The 2,847-nt window shown below is 52.5% G+C and carries 2 protein-coding genes and 1 pseudogene; all 3 read right to left on the minus strand.

Translation table 11 applies throughout. The features are described from left to right. Positions 1-93 precede the first annotated feature (93 nt). A pseudogene (locus BIS10_RS18150) lies at positions 94-1,221 on the minus strand (sensor histidine kinase); the annotation flags it as partial. Next, the gene (locus BIS10_RS18155) at positions 1,208-1,696 is read right to left on the minus strand and encodes a molybdopterin-dependent oxidoreductase (RefSeq protein WP_253507478.1); all 489 of its coding nucleotides are present in this window, start codon (positions 1,694-1,696) and stop codon (positions 1,208-1,210) included. The pseudogene BIS10_RS18150 and the gene BIS10_RS18155, both read right to left, overlap by 14 nt. A 195-nt stretch (positions 1,697-1,891) precedes the next feature. After that, a complete protein-coding gene (locus BIS10_RS18160) occupies positions 1,892-2,713 on the minus strand; it encodes a DUF2189 domain-containing protein (RefSeq protein ID WP_062374077.1) in 822 nt (273 codons plus the stop codon). Positions 2,714-2,847: the final 134 nt, after the last annotated feature.

Raw genomic sequence — 2,847 nt, forward strand, 5'->3', positions numbered from 1 at the left:
GCAGCGGCTCAGCTACATTAATAGAACATTAAGCCATTAACGTTGGATTAATGGTCATCAACACACATGGTAGCTATTTACCTTGGTGCTTGGGTCAGTAAATTTGATGGCATTGGCGATAAGATTGAGCAGAATTTGGCGCAGTCGCCCCGCGTCGATCATGACCCACCCAGGTACTAGCGGGTCAACGTGTAATGAAAGCCGCAACCCTTTCTCCTGGGCTCTTGGCTCAAACAGTGCCATCACCCCCTCTGCCAGAGGGTTTATGGCCGTGGACGATGTTTCAAGGGTTAAGTGGCCTGCCTCAATTTTAGAAAAATCGAGAATTTCATTAATCATCGCCAGTAGTTGGTTGGCACTGTCGTGAATGGTGCGGGCGTAATCCTCTACTTGGGCGGGGCTTGCCGGTTCACGCAAGAGCTCGCTCATGCCGATCACACCGTTTAGCGGCGTGCGGATTTCATGGCTTACCATTGCTAGAAAATCAGATTTAGCATGGTTGGCGGCTTGGGCCTGCTTGGCCGTTACCTGAAGCTGTTTACTAAGCTGCTCTTGTTCCCGGCGTGCCGCAGCACTTTCGCGCATTTCACGCACCAAAAAGATAATCACCAGCAGCACCGCTAGGCTCATACCTATCAGTAGTGACATTAAGAGTTTATAGAGCGTGCTGAGCAGCGCTCGCTCTTCCGTCGCGGACTCAGCCAAGTAGCCATTGATGGCAATAACAAAGCGCTCAGTAAGCCGTGTAAGCACCTGCAGCTCGCTTTCCAAAGCGGTGACCGGCATTCGTGCCAATTCATCATGCGGCTCAAACATAGGGTCTAAGCTGTCGAGCTGCCGCTGGATTTGGTCAAGCAGCTCCCTTGCCGAACTGATACTCTGCAGCAGCGAGCTGACCTCCCCTTCTCTTAACAGGGTGATCCGGCTATAGAGGAGTTCAAACCGTAGGTTTAGCTCATCCTGGGCGGCGGGAGAGAGGGGACCCCGTGTTTCCGCCAGCAAGTGGTTCAGTAGTTGAACGGCGTCACGGTCGAGCTTATAGACCACCCAGGCCGTATCTTCTCGCAGACTTTGCGTCAGATTATCCTGTCGCCATGCGGATAAAGCGGCCACCACCAGCGCGGCCGCAAATAAAAGTACGGTAATAATCGCCACCAGCTTGAGGCGGCGTGGATAGCGAAGCAGTCGAGGCGCTCGTGTGACGGATTCACTGGCGGACATTAATATGCATTACCTGCCATACGGCTCTAAAGCGCATTCGTTCGCTTAGCAGCGCTTTATCCTGATCAAAGGGATAAAGTACCCATAAAGGCCCGTACTCACGTATAGGAATAGCTTTCTCGTCACGCTCTAAGGCCAAAATCACATCGTAGTCGTAGAAATCCGCGACGGGAATTTCAGCTTCATACCCGTTAAGCGCCACGACGTTAATGATCTTGCCTTCCGCGCCTACCTGCTCAAGCAAGGTACGCATAAGCGGCCCACGGTAGTGGCTGTTCCCTTCCGTCCACGGTGTTCCTGTCGTAAATTCATGCTGCGGAAGTGCGCTAAGCATCGCGCGATCAAAATGGGCTTCTTCGCCCACATTGGTCACCGCAATATCACCATCAAGTTTGAGTATCACTGGCCCACTCGGTGCCGCCAGCGAATCTGCTGTCTCAGCGAGCCCCGTATGGGGAATGCTGAACGCCAGCATAATCCACCCCAATAACAACGCTTTCACTACTGATTCCTCATATCGCAGTGCCCCAGGCGACGAAACCGTGACCGCCAACGCACGCTCAAAGCAATAAAAAAGAGATGGCGTTTAGGGTACGCCATCTCAATTCATAGGTCAGGCTAATTACGATGTTTTTGGTAAGCAGTGAGTAACCCTGGCGTTTATTAGCCGCTAGGTTTTCAGCTGTTCGACCGGTTCAAACCGTACTAGATCTTCGTAAGCGTGCCAGCTTGCATGGCCAAGCACGGGCAGAATCAGCGCCAAGCCAATATAGAACGTCATAACGCCCACTAACACACAGCCAGTAAGAATGGCCGCCCACAGCAGCATGGGCCGGAAATTGCGAGCTACACAGCGTACGCTGGCTTCAATGCCTTCCATAAACGTCAGGTCTTGGTCCATCAGTGTCGGGATGGCCACCACACTGATCGCGAAAGCACCAAAAGCCAGCACACCACCTGCTACCGTGCCAACGGCCAGCATACTCAGGCCTTCCTGCGTGGTTACCAGCGTAGTGTATAGCGTTGCCGGGCTGGGCACTTCAAATCCAAAGAACAGCGCAAACAGCAGCGTGGCTAGGCGTATCCAGGCGAGAAAGAAGATCATCATCATGACGCCCATCATGGCAAGTTGCCCAGCATGGGGCCGCCAGCTACCAAACGCATCGCCCAAGTTCGGGGTACGTCCGCGCTCAAGGGCAAGGCTAATGCCATAGGAACCAACGGCCACCAGTGGCCCGATAAACATGAAGCCAGCAATCATTGGCAATAGCCAATACCAGTAACCCAGCGTGTAAGCACCAAGGGTAATGGCAATACTCAACCCCACCCAAAACATGCCGTAAGCGAGGCTAATAGCGGACGCACGACGAAAATCTTCCATACCTGCGGCTAGCCAAGCACGTGGTCTTTCCATCCCTACCTTATTGATAATGATTTTGACGTTCGGCGCACCGGATGAGTGGTCGTGTGTTTTTGTTGTTACTGCATTCATGGCGTAACTCCTGTGATTTACCCCAAATGGCTGTCACTGACCCAAGCACCAAGGTAAATAGCTACCATGTGTGTTGATGACCATTAATCCAACGTTAATGGCTTAATGTTCTATTAATGTAGCTGAGCCGCTGC

Origin of the sequence: Halomonas sp. 707B3 (genome assembly GCF_024158645.1) — a bacterium.
In the GTDB taxonomy this organism is placed as follows: domain Bacteria; phylum Pseudomonadota; class Gammaproteobacteria; order Pseudomonadales; family Halomonadaceae; genus Vreelandella; species Vreelandella lionensis.

What these genes read in the sequence shown, in the direction of transcription:
- BIS10_RS18160 (WP_062374077.1), bottom strand. Translation starts at nt 2,713, where the DNA reads ATGAATGCAGTAACAACAAAAACACACGACCACTCATCCGGTGCGCCG.
- BIS10_RS18155 (WP_253507478.1), bottom strand. Translation starts at nt 1,696, where the DNA reads ATGCTGGCGTTCAGCATTCCCCATACGGGGCTCGCTGAGACAGCAGAT.